The organism is Youngiibacter multivorans (assembly GCF_017873395.1).
Taxonomy (GTDB): Bacteria; Bacillota; Clostridia; order Clostridiales; family Clostridiaceae; genus Youngiibacter; species Youngiibacter multivorans.
In genome coordinates this window covers 1-18,205 of record NZ_JAGGKC010000025.1, presented here as the reverse complement: position 1 = coordinate 18,205, position 18,205 = coordinate 1, and the positions used below count along the sequence as shown (strand labels likewise).

At 46.0% G+C, this 18,205-nt stretch carries 17 protein-coding genes; 3 read left to right on the top strand and 14 right to left on the bottom strand.

Features of this window, described 5'->3' with window-relative positions; all coding sequences use genetic code 11:
- Positions 1-523: 523 nt before the first annotated feature.
- The 5 genes from groL to J2Z34_RS13160 all read right to left on the bottom strand — a co-directional run bounded on the left by groL (position 524) and on the right by J2Z34_RS13160 (position 5,836).
- Complete coding sequence (gene groL / locus J2Z34_RS13180; protein WP_209460341.1) at positions 524-2,140, bottom strand: chaperonin GroEL; 1,617 nt, start codon at positions 2,138-2,140, stop codon at positions 524-526.
- A 10-nt stretch (positions 2,141-2,150) separates the two neighbouring features.
- Positions 2,151-2,432 carry a co-chaperone GroES gene (gene groES / locus J2Z34_RS13175; RefSeq protein WP_209460340.1) on the bottom strand — a complete coding sequence of 94 codons (282 nt, stop codon included), beginning with the start codon at positions 2,430-2,432 and terminating at the stop codon, positions 2,151-2,153.
- Between the two features lie 230 nt (positions 2,433-2,662).
- Positions 2,663-3,463: an MBL fold metallo-hydrolase gene (locus J2Z34_RS13170; RefSeq protein WP_209460339.1), complete on the bottom strand. Its 801-nt coding sequence runs from the start codon at positions 3,461-3,463 to the stop codon at positions 2,663-2,665.
- A 75-nt stretch (positions 3,464-3,538) separates the two neighbouring features.
- The gene (locus J2Z34_RS13165; protein ID WP_209460338.1) at positions 3,539-4,438 is read right to left on the bottom strand and encodes a LysR family transcriptional regulator; all 900 of its coding nucleotides are present in this window, start codon (positions 4,436-4,438) and stop codon (positions 3,539-3,541) included.
- Positions 4,439-4,453: 15 nt separating this feature from the next.
- Positions 4,454-5,836, bottom strand: coding sequence for an MATE family efflux transporter (locus J2Z34_RS13160; RefSeq protein ID WP_209460337.1), 1,383 nt, complete (start codon positions 5,834-5,836; stop codon positions 4,454-4,456).
- 305 nt (positions 5,837-6,141) lie between these two features.
- Between J2Z34_RS13160 and J2Z34_RS13155 the strand changes: the two genes are divergently transcribed.
- Positions 6,142-6,804 carry a TIGR01906 family membrane protein gene (locus J2Z34_RS13155; RefSeq protein ID WP_209460336.1) on the top strand — a complete coding sequence of 221 codons (663 nt, stop codon included), beginning with the start codon at positions 6,142-6,144 and terminating at the stop codon, positions 6,802-6,804.
- Between the two features lie 134 nt (positions 6,805-6,938).
- Here the strand turns inward: J2Z34_RS13155 and J2Z34_RS13150 are convergent, their stop codons facing one another.
- The 5 genes from J2Z34_RS13150 to J2Z34_RS13130 form a co-directional block, all read right to left on the bottom strand.
- Complete coding sequence (locus J2Z34_RS13150; RefSeq protein ID WP_209460335.1) at positions 6,939-7,880, bottom strand: DNA-3-methyladenine glycosylase family protein; 942 nt, start codon at positions 7,878-7,880, stop codon at positions 6,939-6,941.
- Between the two features lie 2 nt (positions 7,881-7,882).
- Entirely contained in the window at positions 7,883-9,274 is a 1,392-nt protein-coding gene (gltA, locus tag J2Z34_RS13145) for an NADPH-dependent glutamate synthase (RefSeq protein WP_209460334.1), read from the bottom strand.
- Entirely contained in the window at positions 9,261-10,163 is a 903-nt protein-coding gene (locus J2Z34_RS13140) for a sulfide/dihydroorotate dehydrogenase-like FAD/NAD-binding protein (protein ID WP_209460333.1), read from the bottom strand. The genes gltA and J2Z34_RS13140 overlap by 14 nt, the downstream gene beginning before the upstream one ends.
- A gap of 282 nt (positions 10,164-10,445) precedes the next feature.
- On the bottom strand, positions 10,446-11,084 hold the full coding sequence (locus J2Z34_RS13135; protein WP_209460332.1) for a redox-sensing transcriptional repressor Rex: 639 nt from the start codon (positions 11,082-11,084) through the stop codon (positions 10,446-10,448).
- 206 nt (positions 11,085-11,290) lie between these two features.
- Positions 11,291-12,094 (bottom strand): alpha/beta hydrolase, encoded by an 804-nt coding sequence (locus J2Z34_RS13130; RefSeq protein ID WP_209460331.1) that lies wholly within the window; start codon positions 12,092-12,094, stop codon positions 11,291-11,293.
- A gap of 173 nt (positions 12,095-12,267) precedes the next feature.
- On the opposite strand from J2Z34_RS13130, the gene J2Z34_RS13125 reads away from it, so the two are divergent.
- A complete protein-coding gene (locus tag J2Z34_RS13125; protein ID WP_209460330.1) occupies positions 12,268-13,272 on the top strand; it encodes an anti-sigma-I factor RsgI family protein in 1,005 nt (334 codons plus the stop codon).
- A 58-nt stretch (positions 13,273-13,330) separates the two neighbouring features.
- On the opposite strand, the gene J2Z34_RS13120 is transcribed toward J2Z34_RS13125, so the two are convergent.
- Positions 13,331-13,561, bottom strand: coding sequence for a glutaredoxin family protein (locus J2Z34_RS13120; RefSeq protein WP_209460329.1), 231 nt, complete (start codon positions 13,559-13,561; stop codon positions 13,331-13,333).
- 159 nt (positions 13,562-13,720) lie between these two features.
- Between J2Z34_RS13120 and J2Z34_RS13115 the strand changes: the two genes are divergently transcribed.
- Positions 13,721-14,443, top strand: a complete 723-nt coding sequence (locus tag J2Z34_RS13115; protein WP_209460328.1) for a pseudouridine synthase — start codon at positions 13,721-13,723, stop codon at positions 14,441-14,443.
- A 296-nt stretch (positions 14,444-14,739) separates the two neighbouring features.
- On the opposite strand, the gene J2Z34_RS13110 is transcribed toward J2Z34_RS13115, so the two are convergent.
- The 3 genes from J2Z34_RS13110 to J2Z34_RS13100 form a co-directional block, all read right to left on the bottom strand.
- Positions 14,740-16,104 (bottom strand): sensor histidine kinase, encoded by a 1,365-nt coding sequence (locus J2Z34_RS13110; RefSeq protein ID WP_209460327.1) that lies wholly within the window; start codon positions 16,102-16,104, stop codon positions 14,740-14,742.
- Entirely contained in the window at positions 16,101-16,787 is a 687-nt protein-coding gene (locus J2Z34_RS13105; RefSeq protein WP_209460326.1) for a response regulator transcription factor, read from the bottom strand. Before J2Z34_RS13105 ends, J2Z34_RS13110 begins: the two co-directional genes overlap by 4 nt.
- 133 nt (positions 16,788-16,920) lie before the next feature.
- Positions 16,921-17,577 (bottom strand): hypothetical protein, encoded by a 657-nt coding sequence (locus J2Z34_RS13100; protein WP_209460325.1) that lies wholly within the window; start codon positions 17,575-17,577, stop codon positions 16,921-16,923.
- Positions 17,578-18,205 lie beyond the last annotated feature (628 nt).

Genomic DNA, 18,205 nt, shown 5'->3' with positions numbered 1-18,205 from the left:
TGTACAGAGACTGAAATTTAAGGTCGATTTTATTCACCATTCGAAATATTGATCATTAGAACTTCTTGGCTGGATTTCCATAAATGCAGATCGATGTGCAACGATAGACACATTATCGCTTCAAAATGCAACGATAGATGAAGCGATAGACCGAGCGTCGCAAGACAATAACATTTCTAAAAGAGTCTTTTGAGCTAAAATATATCCTATGAATCAGAAATCCACGAAGTTCACACAATAACCAATAATTATGTGATTCTCAACACATAATTCCATATTATTGTGTGATTCAGGCAGTTGTGATGAAACCAGTATTAATGATTCCAGTCCTTATTAAAATCTATAATCCTTTTCATGGATATTAGCTATATTGTCTCTGGAATGCCTTTTAGTTTTACAGTCGTATCGTATACCCTTTTCGTCAATTAAACCAAGCTGACTTTCAAGATGATTTTTTCAAGTTTTACCGAAACAAAAGGGATGCTCGCGCATCCCTTTGTCATTGATTATTTATTGGAAGTGTTTAGTACATTCCGTCCATTCCAGCTGCCGGCATAGGAGGTGTTGGCTCCTTGATGTCTACTACCGCACCCTCGGTTGTGAGGAATGTCGCAGCTACTGATGCAGCGTTCTGGAGCGCTGACCTTGTTACCTTAGTCGGGTCAACGATTCCTTCCTGGATCATGTCAACATACTTTTCAGTGAGTACGTTAAATCCGATGCCAGGCTCGCTGTGCATTACCTTCTCTATTACTACGCTGCCCTCAAGGCCTGCGTTAGTAACTATCTGCCTGAGAGGCTCCTCAAGAGCTCTCCTGATTATGTCGATTCCGACCTTTATCTCAGGGTTCGAATGTGTAAGACCGGCAAGCTTAGGAATTACGTTGGCATAGGCAGTTCCGCCTCCTGCTACGATTCCTTCCTCTACTGCAGCCTTTGTAGCTGAAAGAGCGTCCTCAAGCCTGAGCTTCTTTTCCTTAAGCTCAGTCTCAGTTGCTGCTCCAACCTTGATTACCGCAACTCCGCCTGCAAGCTTTGCAAGCCTTTCCTGGAGCTTTTCCCTGTCGAAGTCTGAGGTTGATTCCTCATGCTGGCTCTTTATCTGAGCTATCCTGTTCTGGATTTCGCTCTTGTCACCATGTCCGTTGACAAGTACAGTGTTGTCCTTGCTTACTCTTACGCTTTCAGCTCTTCCAAGCATGTCTATAGTAGCTTCCTTGAGTTCTCTACCGAGCTCCTCTGAAATTACCTTACCGCCTGTAAGAATCGCGATATCCTGAAGCATTTCCTTTCTTCTGTCGCCAAAGCCAGGTGCCTTTACGCCGACACAGATGAACGTGCCTCTGAGCTTGTTCACTACGAGAGTAGCTATAGCCTCTCCCTCAATGTCCTCAGCGATTATGAGAAGCTTCTTGCCCTGCTGAACAATCTGCTCAAGTACAGGAAGTATCTCCTGAATGTTGGATATCTTCTTGTCAGTTATGAGTATGTAAGGGTCGTCAAGAACAGCTTCCATCTTCTCAGTGTCAGTTGCCATATATGCTGATACGTAGCCCCTGTCAAACTGCATTCCTTCAACCACTTCAAGCTCTGTAACCATTGACCTTGACTCTTCTACAGTTATTACGCCTTCTGCTCCGACTCTTTCCATTGCATCGGATATGAGTATTCCGATTTCCTCGTCAGATGCTGATACTGCAGCAACCCTTGCTATGTCCTCTTTGCCTCTTATGGCGATGGACTGGTTCCTTATCTCTTCAACAGCCTTGTCAACAGCCATCCTGATGCCCTGTCTGATGAGCATTGGGTTTGCTCCTGCAGTCACGTTCTTGAGGCCTTCCTTTATGATCGACTGTGCAAGAACTGTAGCAGTAGTTGTTCCGTCTCCTGCTATGTCATTGGTCTTGGTTGCAACTTCCTTTACAAGCTGAGCTCCCATGTTCTCGAATCCATCCTCGAGCTCGATCTCCCTTGCTATAGTCACACCATCATTCGTTATGAGCGGTGATCCGAATTTCTTCTCAAGAATTACATTTCTGCCCTTAGGCCCGAGAGTCACCTTAACAGTATTTGCCAGTATGTCCACGCCTTTTTGCATGGATCTCCTTGCTTCTTCTCCAAGTACAATCTTCTTCGCCATTTTATTCCTCCTACTCCACTATCGCCAGTATGTCGCTCTGCCTTACTATTATGACTTCCTCGCCCTGATGCTTGATTTCAGTTCCTGCATACTTTGAAAACAGGACCTTGTCTCCCACCTTGACTTCCATATCAACCTTGTTTCCATCCACATAGCCACCTGGGCCTACAGCAACTACAACAGCCTCCTGAGGCTTTTCCTTCGCTGACCCTGTAAGGACTATTCCTGATTTTGTAGTCTCTTCAGCTTCAAGCCTCCTGATGACTACCCTGTCTGCTAACGGTTTTATCATGTTTCTAATACCTCCAGAAGTAAAATTTGTTAGCACTCACTTTGGTCGAGTGCTAATACCTACCTTTTTATTATAATTCACTCGTGCCAAATTTCAAGAGTCTTGTATTAATTTCTGTTTAATTCTACTTGGAAAAGCGAACAAAAAACAGAACTACTCCCGGCTTCAGAGTTTAGCTGAAGCAAGGAACAGTTCCATCTTTGCATCTTGCATAGTCTTTATAGTTGCACCTATTCCTTATGCATCCTGTAGGCTTCGCCGGGAGCAAGGACAATGATCCTCTCTGGATTTATGATCCTTGCCGCAAGGTCTGCCGGGTCTCCGTTGAATTCCTTCATGTTTGGAGCATCTACGCTTCCCCAGTGCCAGAGGATAAGCTTTGAGTCAGGATATGCGTCAGCAAGCCTTACCGCACCCTCAAAGCCTATGTGCCAGGCGCTGTCTGAGAAATCGAACAGCATCACGTCAGGTGCCGGCATATTCAGCTGCTCCTCAAGAAGCCTTGAATCTCCTACCGCCCATATGCTTCCATCCGGAGTATCCAGCCAAAAGCCGCAGTAGTCCTCCATTTTGAATTCCCTCGTCTTGTGCTTCGGATATTCATTCTGCCAAGCATGGTCAGCAGGCGTCAGTGTAACCTTAATATTCCCGACAGCGAAGGTTTCATGTATGCCATGACCAGTTCCATCTATTCCGATTTCCTTCATCAATGAAGCCACGTAATACGGCGCATGAAATTCTCTGACTACAGGCGCGACTTCCCTGCAGGTAACCCTGCTGAAGTGGTCGTTGTCACTGTGGGTTATAAGCATTGCGTCAAGATTTGGAATCTCTTCTGTTCCTATCGGCATCTCAATTAAGAGCGGCATATCGAAGCCCTTCAGCAGCGGATCTATCATGATTGTCGTCCCTCTGCTGTTGATGAAAGCCCCGGCATTCCCCAGCCATCGGACTTCAGTGTGGTTTATCATGCCAAATGCACTTTCATCGAATCGTACGGTTGCCGGTGCCTTAGCCTGTTTCTTCTCCATTTTCCTTTCTCCTTCCTTGAGTCTTTGCAATACGCACTAAATTTCTAAAAGCATATATCATTTATATTTTCTTCATTACTTCCCAGTATCCGGTTCTTCTCCGGCAAGCTGCCTTATCTGTTCCACGAACAGCCTGGCAGCTGAATTGAAGATACGGTTCCTCTTCCATGCCACAACATGTCCTGATGTCTTTTCAGGTGAGAACGGTACGAACTTCATGCCGTCCTTTGGCCTGATCATGTAGGCTCCTCCAATGCAGACTATGTAGCCCAGCTTCTTTTCTGCTAAAAGAATGGCATTTGTAAGGAGATTCACTGATGCGACTATGTTGAGCTGTTCACTGCCGGTTCCAAGCCAATCCATAATCTCCTCTTTCACAATGGTTCTTCTGGGTACGATCAGCGGCAGGTCTATAAGGTCAGATATGTCTATTGATTCCTTATCTGCAAGCTTGTCGTCACTTCGCATAAGCACGCCCCATTTGTCTTTTACATTCAGTCTCATGAATTCATACTTTGAAGTCTCAACAGGTTCAACCAGAATTCCGAAATCAATTGATCCAGAGTCAAGCTCGTCCCTTATATCGTCACCATCTGCCGTATAGAATTCATACCTTACCAGTGGATATTTATTTGAGAGTTCAGCCATGGCTTCAGGCATAATCAGCGATGCCATTGATTCAACGCAGCCTACTGAAACAACCCCGCCCACCATCTGGTTCTCTTCTGAAATCTCCCGCTCAGCCTTCTCAATCAGTGAGATGATTTCCCTTGCCCTTTGCTGGAACATGATTCCGCTGTCGGTCAGGGAAATGGATCTTTTGCCTCTTACAAACAGAGGTGTTCCAAGAGACTCCTCCAGCTCCAAAAGCTGCCTGCTTAGTGTCGGCTGGGTGATATGAAGCACCTCGGCAGCCTTTGTAATGTTGCCTTCACTTGCAACTGCCAGAAAATATTTGAGGACACGTATTTCCATGACGCACCTTCCTTCTCATATGAGCTTAAATGATTTCCATTTTCCGCCTCTATACCTATGGTACATGAGAAGTGCCCTTATGCACCAGTCCCCTGCCATGGCAAAAGCGATTCCTATTACTCCAAGGTTCAGCCAAATACCTAAAATGACAGATAACACTACTCTGACCACGACTGTTGTGAAGAGAGATACATACATGGTGTATTTGACATCCCCTGCCGCCCTCAGTCCGTTGGAGAATGGCGCTGCCAGAGGGAATGCAACTGAATTGAAGATGTTGTGGATGAGCACAAGTATGAAAACCAATTGCTTGGTCGAAGCCGGCAGGTCATAAAGCCGAAGGATTAGAGGGGTTGCAAGGAGTATTGCTCCATTCCACAATACCGAAGACACGAAGGTTATCTTCAGAAGCTTTGTCATGTAGTACTCCGCAGCCTCAGTATCCTTTGCACCCATGCTCTGCCCTACAACTGTTATGAATGCAGGTGCCATGGCGATTCCTACCAGCGCTGCCAGGGACCAGAAGCTCTGAGCGACTCCGTTTGCTGCTATCTGACTTGTTCCGAACAGGGCGGTGATGCTTGAGAGTGCAACCTTTGCCAATTGGAACAATCCGCTTTCTATGCTGTTTGGTACCGCAATCCCAAGTATCCTCTTTATCATGCTCCTGCTCCAGCTGAAGATATGCTGAAGGCTTAAAGCAACTGCATTCTTTTTCGAAAAGCATAGAGCGATGATTACTACCGCGGCAAAGACCCTTGATATGAACGAGGGCCATGCAACACCAGCTACTCCTGCCTTAAGCACGAATATACCGATCGCATTTCCGATGACATTTATGATGTTCATCATAAGAGAAATGTACATCGTCACCCTTGTCATCCCCATGCTTCTGAAAAGCGCTGCGCCAACATTGTACAATGCGAGAGCGATAAACGAGTATGCTGAGATCCTGAGGTAAATTACGCTTGATTCCATTACGGCACTGTCGACACTTCCAAAAAGCAGCTGCAATATCTGCCTGTTGAATATAAGCACAAGTATTGTGGACACAGCAGAAACCAGCATTGCAAGCGTAACCATCTGACTGGCAGCAAGGCTGCCCTTTTCCTTGTCCCTGCTCCCCACATAATGGCTTACGACTACAGCTCCTCCGGAAGCAAGGGCTGTAAATATATAGATGAATATGGTGTAGAACATGTTGACGAGGGACACTCCTGAAACCGCCGATTCTCCGGCATAGCTTACCATGAGGGTGTCTGCGATTCCCACCGACATGACCAGCAGCTGTTCAACGAAAAGCGGCAGTATAAGGTGCTTCAGATATTGGTTCGAAAACAGCTTTCTGCTCTCGTCTATTTGCTTCTTGGGTTCAATAATCTTGGATAACAGTTTCATCTTTAACCCTCCTTGTCTCAAAATCATCTTACCAGAAAGCCGTATTTTAATAAAATACCTATATTAAATGGTTTACCATGCCTTTAGAGCATTATAAACCAAGTCGTTATCATGTAAATATGCCACATCAATCCGACAATACTGTCATATTAAATTGGATCTCAGCTTAAGTCGGAAATACCCTAAATATATTCCAAGCTCACTTTCTTCATATTGTTAACATTTTTCTGATATAATATCGGGTGAAAGAAAGAATACAGCGAGGCAGGTCAAGACAGACCTTCGCCAGCTTTTTGAGGTGTTTAATGAAGAAACTTGCAGCTGCGATTGCGGCTCTGACACTGGCAATTTTCATAGTGACCTTCTCAGTGGTAGCAGTCCTTAATTTCAGGCCTGCCTACTATCTTCAGATACCAAAGATAGCTGCTGAAAACCCGAAGTATACCCAGGAGACCATAAGGACCAATTACGACATACTAATCAACTATCAGAGCCCGCTAGGACCTGACAAGCTTGTGCTCGACGGAATTCCCATGTCTGAAAACGGGGAGTTCCACTTCTATGAGGTTAAGCTCATATTCAACAAGGTATTCTGGGCCATGACAATCACCTTCCTTCTTTCTGTAGCCTTCTTCATCGGCTTTAAAAGAAAGAAGAACCTTGGCTATATGAAGTGGTCGGGACTGCTGACAGTCCTCATTCCATTCTCACTGGCCATCCCATTCATACTGGATTTCTCCACTGCTTTCGTGGTATTCCATGAGCTGGCGTTCTCCAATGACTTCTGGCTCTTCGACCCTGCAGTGGACCCGATAATAAACATACTGCCTGAATGGTTCTTCATGCAGGAGGCGTTCCTGATCATCGGCCTGATAATGCTTCTGGCAATCCTTCAGCTTGCAATTGGCTTCAGGAAGGGCAAGGATGAGAGGATAAGCTATGATCCAAGGAACTTTATGCTGAAATGACCATAAAACAGCAATCATTGTGAAAACCACAAAATGATAATGGAGCATCCGAAACCGGACGCTCCATTATCATTTTATCTTTCACTCTGAAAGTTATTCTATTCACTGTTTCTGGGCTCTATCGCACACTTATCCTACTCGACCTTCACCTTATTTTCTCTGGCGTTGTAGAAAAGGTACTGCTGGGCGAAGCCTGACAGGCTTCCAAACTTTTCCTGGCCGAACTCCCTGGTCTTAGGAAGTGACATTTCAGGAGCCTTGTAGAAGAAGCTCATGGCTTTCTTCACCCACACGTCCACCGGGAACGCTTCCTGCTTGCCCATTGAAAAGAGCATGATGCAGTCAGCTACCTTGGGTCCGACACCTTCAAAGCACTGCAGCGCATTATGGCAGAGCTTGTGGGGCAGGGACGCTATCCTGTCGAGGCTTTGTTCAAGGCTCAGGGCTTCATCGTCAGAAAGCTTCCTTGAAAGGGATTCCCTTTCAAGGCACTCAGCCTCGTATACAGCCCTTACTGTCCTGTGGACATACTTTGCCCTGAAGCCGATGCCAATCCCTCTCAGGTCCGCTTCTGAAGCCTTTGACAGCTGTTCTGGACTTGGGAAGGCATAGTAGGTGCTTCCGTTGTAAGAAATGGGTGTTCCCCACTGCTCTGAAATCTTCGCAACTGCAGCCTTTATCCTGGGTATCCCGTTGTTCGCGGAAATAATGAAGGAAATCAGTGTCTCAAAGGGCTCCTGGTTAAGTATCCTGATTCCGTGTCCGAATTCAACCGATTCCTTCAGGAGCGGATCCTTAGACAGCTCATCCTTGATCAGACCGTATTCCCTTTCAAGGTCGAAGTAGTACTCGAATATGTCCCTGAATTCCTCTTCAGTAATATTGTGCAGAGTAATATCAGAACCTTCCTCGCTGACCTCCAGGACCTTTCCCCTGACTATGCCAAGGTATCTGCCCTCTTTGACCATGTCCCACCTGAAGCACTGTCCGCATTCGAATATGTGCTTCGGCTTGAAATTCCTGACCCCTATAAGCTTAAGTCCGCCTAGAGAGGGCTCCAGATGATTGTAGTCCATTGTTACCTCATGTACTTCTCTTTGATGTACTTGTCTATTCCAGCTGCCGCTTTTCTTCCTGCGCTCATTGCGAGGATAACCGTAGCAGAGCCTGTAACCGCGTCGCCGCCTGCAAAAATACCTTCTCTTGAAGACTCGCCTGATGCCTCGTCTATGAGTATGCAGCCATGCCTGTTGGTGTTTATACCTTCAGTGGTTGAAGCTATGAGCGGATTCGGGCTTGTTCCAAGGCTCATTATCACGCTGTCGCACTCGATATCGAATTCCGAGCCCTTCATCTCCACAGGCCTTCTCCTGCCTGATTCATCAGGCTCTCCCAGCTCCATCCTTACGCATCTCAGTCCCTTGACCCATCCTCTTTCATCTGCCAGTATCGCCACCGGATTGACAAGTAGGTTGAATATTACGCCCTCTTCCTTTGCATGGTGGACTTCCTCTATCCTTGCCGGAATCTCCTTCTCGGATCTTCTATAGACTATGTAAGATTCTGCTCCAAGCCTCACAGCAGTCCTTGCAGCATCCATTGCCACGTTACCCGCGCCAACCACTGCTACCTTCTTGCCCATGGTAATAGGTGTGTCGTAGTCGTTCCTGAATGCCTTCATGAGGTTTGCTCTTGTAAGGTATTCATTAGCTGACATGACTCCGTTGGAGTTCTCTCCCGGTATTCCCATGAACTTCGGAAGACCTGCTCCTGAGCCTACAAACACAGCCTTGAAATCCTCATCCTTGAACAGCTCCTCAATGGTAACCGTCCTCCCGATTATGACGTTCGTCTCAAGCTTTACTCCAAGCTTCTTGAGGAGATTGATCTCTTCCCTGACAACTGCTTCCTTTGGAAGCCTGAACTCAGGAATTCCATAGACAAGGACCCCTCCCGGCTCATGGAGCGCTTCGAATATCGTGACATCGTAGCCCATCTTCGCAAGGTCCCCTGCGCAGGAAAGTCCGGCAGGGCCGCTTCCGATGACAGCTACCTTCATTCCGTTTGCCGGCTGCTTCTCGGTGAACTCTATGTTGTTCTGCCTTGACCAGTCAGCTACGAATCTCTCAAGCTTGCCGATGTTCACGGCTTCTCCTCTTAATCCTACTATGCAGTCGCCCTCGCACTGCTCTTCCTGTGGGCATACCCTTCCGCATACCGCAGGAAGGCAGCTTGACCTTGCAATTACCTTTGCAGCCTCACCCACGTTTCCGTCCTTGAGCTCCCTGATGAATCCGGGAATATCAATTGTCACCGGGCAGGCAGGCACGCATTTCGGCTTCTTGCAGTTAAGGCATCTCTCAGCCTCTGACATAGCCTCTTCCATATTGTAGCCGAAGCTTACCTCGTTGAAGTTCTTTTTCCTTACCTCCGGGTCCTGTTCCCTTACCGGTACCTTATTTAGTCTCATTCAAAGCCTCCGTATAATCACACTTTTCCTTGTGCTCTCTTTCCTTGTTCTCTGCAAGAATCACCTTCTTACCTTCAACTGTCTTGTACATCGCCTGACGCCTCATGGCTTCATCGAAATCTATAAGGTGTGCGTCGAACTCAGGTCCATCCACGCATGCGAATTTGACCTTTCCGTCGATTGTAACCCTGCAGGCTCCGCACATGCCGGTTCCATCAACCATAATCGGGTTAAGTGAAACTATAGTATGTATGCCAAGCTCCTTTGTGAGCTTTGCAACAAACTTCATCATTATCATCGGTCCTATCGCTACGCAGAGGTCATAGGTCTTCCCCTCGTTCTGAACAAGCGCTTTCACCCTGTCTGTAACCATGCCCTTGAAGCCATAGCTTCCGTCATCAGTGCATATATAAAGGTTGGTGCAGGCTCCCTTCATCTTATCCTCCAGGATAAGAGTCGTCTTGCTCTTTGTTCCAAGCACGACATCAACATCCACACCCAGATCATGCAGGAACTTTATCTGAGGATATACTGGCGCAGTTCCGACTCCTCCGGCAACAAACAATATCTTCTTCTTCCTTAACTCCTCCGGATCCTCAAACACAAGCTCCGACGGGTTACCCAGTGGTCCCACGAAATCATGCAGATATTCACCTTCATTGAGAGCGGCAATCTTCTTTGTTGAATCTCCAAGTGTCTGGAAAACTATGGACACGGTTCCCTGTTCCTTGTCAAAGTCGCAAATCGTAAGCGGTATCCTCTCGCCCTTTTCCCCGGCCTTGACAATCAGGAACTGTCCCGGCTTGGCTGACTTTGCAACCCTTGGTGCGCAAACATCCATCCAATAGATGTTTTCAGTAAGCTCTTCTTTTTTTGTTATAAGATACATCACACTACCCCTTATCCCTTGATACTTTATTCTAACATACCTGAGGCTCTGCACTTGAATTGATATATTATGCAAAGCATACCCGTTATCAATAAATTTTACGACTTTTTTATCGTTTTGACTACAGTTTTGCTGATTTTCATTATTAATCGTTGTCATTCATTACTTTACATTCCCGCAGAATTTCTTGACAATGGAAGGTTGCTGACTGAAAAGTCACCTTCCTGGAGATAAAAGACAGGCTGGAATCGCACAATTCCAGCCTGCCCATTACTTCAATATTTATTTTGCCTTCTGCTCGTTCATGAGATAAACAAGCGTCAGCATGCTTTCAAGGAGATGAACATTCTCAACCGATACATCCTCAGGAACATCCAGGTCAACCGGAGCAAAGTTCCAGATTCCCTTTATCCCATTCGATACAAAAAGGTCGGCTATCTTCTGGGCTGTGTTTGCAGGCACACAGATAATTCCGATGTCTACCGAATTCTTGCCAAGGAAGGCATCGATGTTGTCAACATCCTCGATCTCTATGTCCTTTATCCTTACGCCTATCAGCTTGGGATTGGTATCGAAGATACCCTTCAGGTTGAAACCAACCTTCTCGAACCTCGAGTAGTTTGCTATAGCCTGACCTATGTTTCCGGCACCGACTATAATCGTATTATATTCCTTGTCAGTACCGAGGATCTTTCCTATCTCATTGTAGAGCTCCTTTACATTGTATCCGTAGCCCTGCTGTCCGAATCCACCGAAGCAGTTGAAATCCTGCCTTATCTGTGATGCGGTGAAACCTATCTTGTCGCTTAGCTCCTTTGATGATATCCTGTCTACGTCGTTCCTGAGAAGTTCAGCCAGATGTCTGTAATATTTTGGCAATCTCTTTATGACCGCCATTGATATGTCTCTCTTTTTGTCCATCTTACACCCCTATGTTAGATAATTTATTAACGATATAATACCATATTATCTGCATACTTGTGCACATTTTTATCAAAGAAATTTCAGGATTTTTAAATAAATACAAAAAATCCAATTATCGAACACTTTAAAACTTACATTGTTAATATTTAACTATCATTTTTAACAATACATCAATCATTTTTAACAAAATAGGAGTCTCATTGTCACTGTCCTGACGGCACCGGCGCAAATATGTCCGAAACGGCCTTGATCACAAGGCTCTGCTGCATCCCATAGCCAATGGAGGCCTCACCGTCACCTTCCTGAACTCCATAGTTCGCGAAGTAGCTGTGGTTGCCGCCAGGAACCTCTACCCTGACTAAGCCTTCCCCAAGCCTTGAATCAGCAGCACCAAGCGCTGCCCTGTCAACTATCCTGTCCTCTGTGCCAAGAAGCGAGTGAACCGGGATTCCGATATCTGAGAGGTCTGTCTTTTCGTCAGGATATGAGGCAAGAAGAACAAGGCCCTTCACACCTTCAGGATTCCTCACTATGAATCTTGAAGCAGCTACACCACCAAGCGAATGACCTATGATGACCCATTCGGTTACCTCGGTGTTTTCGGTCATAATCTTTTCCGCTCTTCCTATTCCGAGGATTGCAAGCCGCAGCGGCATCTTTGCCACATATGCATCATAGCCCTGTTCGGAGATGCTCTTTGCAAGCAGTGCATAAGCCTTCTCGTCAACCTTGCCTCCCGGGTATATTATTACTCCTTTGGCAGTGCCTTCCACATCAAACACGATGTCACCCTTCTCATTTACAGCTCCTGACTCAAGGGCCTCCATAGCCGTCACTGAGGCTCTGTAGTAGTCAGATGACCATATGTAGCCTCCCACAGCTCCGAACACAATAAGAACGAATATAACCTTGAATATGGCCAATGAGGCCTTATTTCTCTTTTTTCTCTCCATTACCTTTTCCATGTCAAGTCTGATTCTCCCTTCACTTTCTGTAGACCATTCCATTATACATCACGAACCTGACGCTGTATTCATCTTAAAATATGATTATGTTTATGTCATTGCGCCAATATTGCATCAAATTGTGATAAAATCTACTTAAGTCTGCAAGTATGCAATTATGCATCACTTAGACTTCACTAACAGACTCTATACTTAAGACGACACCGAGGTGACCGATGAAAGGCAGGATTCTTGAAAAAGACAAATATATATTCCTGAAACGCCCTGCCATGGAAATCTATCACAAGAGTGAGATAGAGAGCAGGGAGCGGCAGATATCCCTCATGAAGAGGGAATTCATCCAGCACAAGCTCAGCCTCATGAAGCTCTCCCAGGAAGTACCTGATGAGAAGACACGGAACCTTCTGCTCAACATAGCACTGATAGTATCGACCGAAGAGGCGCTTATTAACGACTTTTTGTCATCGCGCAAGCTTCCTTTCAAGAAGATCTCAAAAATCGTAGAAGAACCTGTATTCTTCCTCCAGAAGCATGAGAGGTATCTAACCGCCTATGTTCTCCTTTTCTGCAGCGGCAAGTACCCTCTGGTAACCAGGTATCTGCAGTTTGCGGAAAAAGGCCAGGGTGACAGCTTCCAGAAGGAACAGAGGATATTCACAGGAATAGCCCTCAAGAAGCATAAGGACAAGACCATGATAATGACCAGCCAGGGAGAATTCCTCGCCATAACAGGATCTGATTCAGGAATCGGCGAGATAACTACCGGAAGGATAGCAAATACAAGGAATCATCTGAGGATACCTCTCATTCTCCTGACGGTTCTTCTTGCGATTTTCCTTCTCATTTCATACAACATGTCAAAGACCATAGCGACAACTGTCAGGATATCTGCAGGAGGACTTGTACAGCTTCAGTTCAACGAGCTGGGTACGATGCTTGCATCAAGGGCTGAAAACTCCTGGGGCACAAGCATGCTTGAAGGAGCAAATTTTGACAGGAAGGACATAGATACTGCTGTTGGGGAGATAATCGAGCAGGCATATATCAAGGAATACATCAGAGAAGGCGATGAGATTACAATCCTCATATCAGGAGAGGCCCTGCCATCTGACTTCTTCACATCAGGCAGGACCCATGACAGGCTTTTAAGCTATCAGCTCAAGTACAAGATAAACAACCTGGGCAACCTGATGAGCATTGAGCAGTCGCAGACAAAATAGCAATATTAAAGGACTGCCTTGCAATAAGACAGTCCTTGTCATTTCTACATATACCCGATCAGCCCTTGTAAAGCTCCTCGAATGCGCCTTCCTCAAAACCTACCATGTACTTGTCATCAACAAAAATAGTCGGTACGCTTCTAACTCCAAGTGCAATGAGCTCTTTCCTGAATTCAGGCTTAGTTGTGCTCTTCTCCTCGTACGATATCCCGTGCTCGTTGAAGTACTCCTTTGCAAGATCACAGTATGGACACGTCTGCGAAGTATATATTACAACCTTCTTCTCCATCTTTTTCCCTCCATTTTAACCTAGACGACACTTAAGCCGCCAAAATAATTGTGCATTCCACCTAAAATGATTGTATACTATGTAATGAAATTTGTCTAATGTACAAAGATTAAATTTTGATAAATTAAATTGTGCAAAATATTTATAGATGGTGATCAAATGGAACAAAAAAGACTAAACAAGGCAATATCAGATACAGGCTTCTGTTCCCGCAGGGAGGCTGATGCCCTTATAGATGCAGGAAGGGTAAGGGTCAACGGCAACCCGGCCCTCATGGGCATGAAGGTGACAGCTGAGGACGAAATCACTGTAGATGGCAAGACCGTATCAAAGAAGCCGCCCATGGTCTACATCGCCCTTAACAAGCCAAGAGGCATAGAATGCACGACAGACAGAAGGACAAGGAACAACATTGTTGACTTCGTGAACCACAAGGAGAGGATATTCCCGGTAGGCAGGCTGGACAAGGATTCAGAAGGCCTTATTCTCATGACCAATGACGGGGACATAGTGAATAAGATCTTAAGGGCAAGGAATAACCATGAGAAGGAATATATCGTAAAGGTCGACAGGCCATATGACGATTCATTCCTCAAAAAGATGTCAGGCGGAGTCCCTATCCTTGATACAGTCACAAGGGAATGCCTTGTCGAAAGGCTAGGCCGTGAAACCTTCAGGATAATCCTCACCCAGGGCTTAAACAGGCAAATTCGAAGGATGACAGAATATCTGGGCTACCGGGTGGTTTCACTGAAGAGGATAAGGATCATGAACATTACTCTCGGATCCCTCGAGACAGGCAGGTGGAGGAACCTTTCACCACTGGAGCTCAAGGGTCTTGAAGAACTTCTTAAGGATTCGGATAAGACCTTTACCCCATAAGAATATACATATTTAGTACATCTGTTCAGTTTTCAACATTGTTAACAGTTGCCTGTGGATAACTTGTGGAGATGCTGTTTTTATCCTATGGAAAGCAGTTTGAAACTCAAAATGCTTTTAGAAAATCATCTACCCATTTCAGTAGTTATCCACAGTTATCCACGCAAACCAGTGCAGTATCTGTGGATAACCTGTTGCAAGTACAGGGTAAAGCCTGGGGATGGCATATTGCTTGTCCACAGCAACAAATTAAGGTCTGGAGAAAAATCTCCAGACCTTAATCTTTTACCTCTGACCTATACTAGTGGCAGCCTCACTGTGAACACTGCTCCATTCCCGGTATTCTCCGCCTCTATGGTGCCTCCGTGCTTCTCTACTGCTGTGGTTGCTATTGAGAGGCCAATCCCATGGCTTCCTGAAGTGCCCTTGTAGAACCTTTCAAAAATGTGAGGAAGGTCTTTTTCTGAAATCCCGTCGCCATCATCCCTGATCCTGATTGCTCCAAAGTCCCCTTCCTTTGTGAGGGAGACCTGAACCTTTGATTTTGAGTACTTGGCAGCATTGTTCAGGATATTGTCCAAGGCCCTTAGAATCTCCTCGGTAACAACATCCGCCTTCATTCCCTTCTCCAATACGTTAATCGAAAGCTCCCTGCCGCTTTTCCTGAAGAATGTAGCTGTCCTTTCTATGGATTCCATGACTATGTCATCAAGAAGGCTCCTGGTCATTTCCTGATGCCCCTCACCCCTAGTTTCCATCTTGGAGAGGAAAAGTATATCCTCCACCAGCCTGTTAAGCTTCTCGCTTTCTGCCACAATGACATCGCTTGCCTCTTCCGGCGTGAATACTCCGTACTTTATCCCCTCCGCATAACCTTCGATGGATGTTAGGGGAGTCTTCAGCTCATGGGATACATTCTGGAAGAATGTCTTCTGGGCTTCGTTATAGTCTGAGAGCTTGGCTGAAGCCTCATTGAGGCTCAGGTTCAGGTCCGCAAGCTCCTTCTCGCTGAAATTGAAGTCCTCGTGGGTGAAATCCCCATTCCCGATTCTCCTTGAAAGTCCCTGAAGCTTGTATATTGGCTCAACAATGCTGTTTGAAAGAAACAGCACGAAGACTACTGTAATAGCAAGTGCAAACAATATGACAAGCCTTAATATCCCCTGGAACCGGTCTGTTATTCCCTGGAACTTGGCTATGCTGATGTACATGAGAAGATATTCGTCCGCTGTATCTGAAAGCTTCGCAGACTTCACGAAATAAGCCCCGTCTGAAGTTGCTACCCTGGTAGTTTCACTTTTTTCAAGCAAAATTCCGTTATCCTTTGCTGCTTCAGCTACAATCCGGGCAGACCTGTCCGTAAGTGTATTTTCCTGCACGATATTATGGTCTTTATCAACGATTATCGCATCGACATCCGACAGGACATTGCCCTGCCTGATCATCATGGAATATTCCATTGACCTCATGCCACGACCCATGCCCATTCCGCTCCTTGAGGATATTGTCACGTATGCGTCCTCAAGCTGCCTTTTGGCTTCGTTGATGGAATACTGCCGGCCGGCCAGGCCGAATGCCACTGCGACCATGATGAGCACCAGCGCCATAGCAGCTGAAAAATATACAAGTATCTTTGTCCTGATGCCTCTTTTAGCCATCATGCATCCCTCTTTCTGAGTCTGAAGCCGAATCCCCAGACTGTCTCAATCTGGGCTTCGCTTTCTGATATCTTCTTCCTGAGCCTCTTCATGGTATCATCTGTCACTCTTGTCTCAACTGCAGTAGCATAACCCCAGACCTTATCCAGAAGCTCATCCCTTGAAACCGCTCTGTGCTGGTTGTCGACAAGGTACTTGAGAAGGCTGTATTCATTGGGGGCAAGGTCAACGGTTTTCCCCTTTACCTTTACCTCCTTCTTCTGGTTCTCAATCATAATGTCGAGGAAGACTGACTGCTCGATACCCTGGTCCTCCCTGTCAAGCTCCACCCTTCTAAACATCGCCCTGATCTTCATGACAAGAGCCATGGGACTGAATGGCTTGGTCATGTAGTCATCGCTGCCTAGTGTTATCCCCGCTATGAAGTCAGCATCCGAGGTCTTGGCAGTAAGTATTATGATCGGCACCCTGCTGATGCTCCTTATCTCCTGAGTTATGGCAAAGCCGTCCCTTCCAGGCATCATTATGTCAAGCACCACAAGGTCTGAAGGCTTCTCCCTGAAAGCTGAAAGCAGGGCTTCCCCATCGCCGAAGGTTACAACCTCATAGCCCTCCTTCTCAAGGAATGACTGTATGAGTTTCCTGATATTCTCTTCATCATCTGCGGCATATATGAGTCTTCCCATTTCAACCTCCATAATTTCACATCTTTACTTGATTCTAAACCATTCTTTCAAACATTTCATCCGGGATGCTGAAAATATCCCGGATAAGGAAAATACCCCTGGAGACCAGAGGTATTTGTCATGCTATTTGTTTCTAGCTGTCGCTGTCAGGTGCGTTGTAGAATCCACAGCCAGCTCCTCTGAAGCCGCCTCTGCCACCCCTGCCGCCTCTGCCGAAAAGTCCGAGGATTTCATCAGCTATGCTCTTTATCTCGGTCTGGTCATCAGTAGCTTTGAGTTCAACTATAAGAGCATCAGCCTCTGCTATGAATTCAAGTCCTCTTGGTGTTACATCAGTAGTTCCAAGGATCTCATGCATCTTGTTTCTAAGATCTTCCAGCTTCGCTATGTTAGCTTCCTTCTGTGTCTTGAAATCTGGATATGCTGCAAGTATCTTAGTCTTGTCCGCTTCTTCAAGAGCTCCTACCAAAGCGTCCCTGACTTCCTGTGTCTCTTCATAGAACTCATCCCTGAGGTCTACCATCTCTTCCCTGATTTTCTGAAGGTCAGCTACCTGAGCATCTGTGAGGTCCTGGTAGTTACCTGCCTGTCCGCCCATCATGCCACGTCCACCAGACATTCTGCCTCCGCCGAACATTCCGCCACCGAACGATCCGCCTCTTCCTAAGAACTGATTCTGCTGTGGAACCTCCGTCTCAGTTTCTGCCGCAAGTGCCTTCGATCCGAAGAATGCCATTGCTCCGATTCCTATCACCGCTGCCATTGCAGCTGCAATTACTTTCTTGTTCATCATCATCTCTCCCTTTCATTTCTGAAGCTATCTGCTTCCCTTGTAGAAACTATACCATCTCTCTGATTCAATAATACCCCTAAACCTCAGTGAAGACTGTGGCATAATTGTGGTAAGTTCAAATCTCGTTTTTTTCTGAAATGGTGTTGACAACATTCCGCTTCTGCTTTATAGTAACAATTGTATTTAATCCCGAGCAGAATAATCGGATTACATTGACGAGAAGAGTAGTTCCAGGCGATGTCTACAGAGAAGGAACCCCATGGCTGAGAGGGATCCCATACGTAGCAGGAATGAAATGCATCTCTGAGTACTGGATCGAAGACTAGTAGACTCCAGCGGGTATGCCCGTTACAGCATTGAGGTATGATCGTACCGATAATGAGTTTGGGAAGATCCTTGTGATTTTCCTTAAACAGAGTGGAACCGTGGAAGCTTGACTTTCGCCTCTGTATGAGGCGGGAGTCTTTTTGTTTTTCGGCCGGAAACAAAAAGACTCCTTAGCATGGTGAAACTGCCTGGGATTTCAAATTAAGGAGCATTCCTGTAATGAAAAAACCTGAACTTTGAAAAAGGAGACCCATAGCAATACAATGAAAGTGTGCTGATCCAGGACAAGAAAGGCACA